Source organism: Candidatus Obscuribacterales bacterium (genome assembly GCA_036703605.1).
Classification (GTDB): domain Bacteria; phylum Cyanobacteriota; class Cyanobacteriia; order RECH01; family RECH01; genus RECH01.
This window is the reverse complement of sequence record DATNRH010000540.1, coordinates 1-1053: the sequence shown is the minus strand read 5'-3', so window position 1 is coordinate 1053 and position 1053 is coordinate 1. Positions and strand designations below refer to the sequence as shown.

Below are 1053 nucleotides of genomic sequence, written 5' to 3'. Positions count from 1 at the left end.
GAGCTCACGGACCGTCAGTGGGGTTTCATGGCCAGGTAAGCTGTTGCGAACTGCCATGAAGGCACAGAGCTGCTTGATCAACCAGAGTGTCCACTTCTGCCCCTTTCCCCTCAACTCTCTAAATAGGGGGGTAGCGTGGGTGGCCGAGAGTAGCGGAGGGTGGAGTAGTGGAATGAAGGGTAATGTCGGTGGATCCCCAACTCGCAGCTAAGAGATCGGGTTGAGAGATAGGGTAGGGGCTTACCAGGCATGTTATATTAACTGACACCTGAATTTGGTAAACGATTACTGCAAGCACGACAATGGCCTAGATCATTATCTTTTGTGATACTGCACAGGAAGGTAGAGTCTTACCGTGAACCCATAAGAGGCGGGGGTCCACACCTCGCTACTATTGTAGAGGTTGTGAGGAATGTTTTGGACAATCCAATCGGGCGTAACTGGCCAGTATTGGAACCAAGATAACATGACCCCTGCAAAAATGGCGTTGACGATCCTGGGCTGTCACAATACACCAAATAATGATGCCGCTCGCCCCCCAACCCTCCCCATACAACCCTATCCCTTAACAAACGGATTGACCACTAAATCCAAGCTAGCCCAACTACCTTAACCTACCCGAAGTCTAACGTGATACAACTCAGACCCTGACCCAAAACTAGGCTAACCGGAACCTTAGCCCACAGTAAACTTACATGAGGTTGCGGCGAGGTCGATTCTGAAGCAACCCCGTGACGATTTCGTCCATCACACCAGGCTGGGCAACAGACCAGTTGGCATAGAGGAGCCCAAGATACAGGGGCAGAACCAGTATGTTGGCTAGAAAAAATAATGGTGTTGAGCTGACTGGAAATGAGGACATGGTGTAAATTGTTGGGGTTCGGTTAGAAAGAGGGAGTCGGGCTCGGGAGTGCGCAAAGTAGCGGTGAACAAACGTGGCTGTGAGGTAGAGACATACGTTGCTTTTGAAATGATGCAAGCGGTAAGAACAAAGCCGCAAATGGAACGATGAGCAAGCGGTAGCCCCAAAAGAGGGGCCGCGGCCACCCTGCA

Annotated in this window: 1 protein-coding gene; it reads right to left on the bottom strand. The window is 51.1% G+C overall.

Going from position 1 to position 1053, the window contains the following annotated elements; all coding sequences use genetic code 11:
* Positions 1–691 precede the first annotated feature (691 nt).
* Positions 692–862 carry a hypothetical protein gene (locus V6D20_11650; protein HEY9816437.1) on the bottom strand — a complete coding sequence of 57 codons (171 nt, stop codon included), beginning with the start codon at positions 860–862 and terminating at the stop codon, positions 692–694.
* Positions 863–1053: the final 191 nt, after the last annotated feature.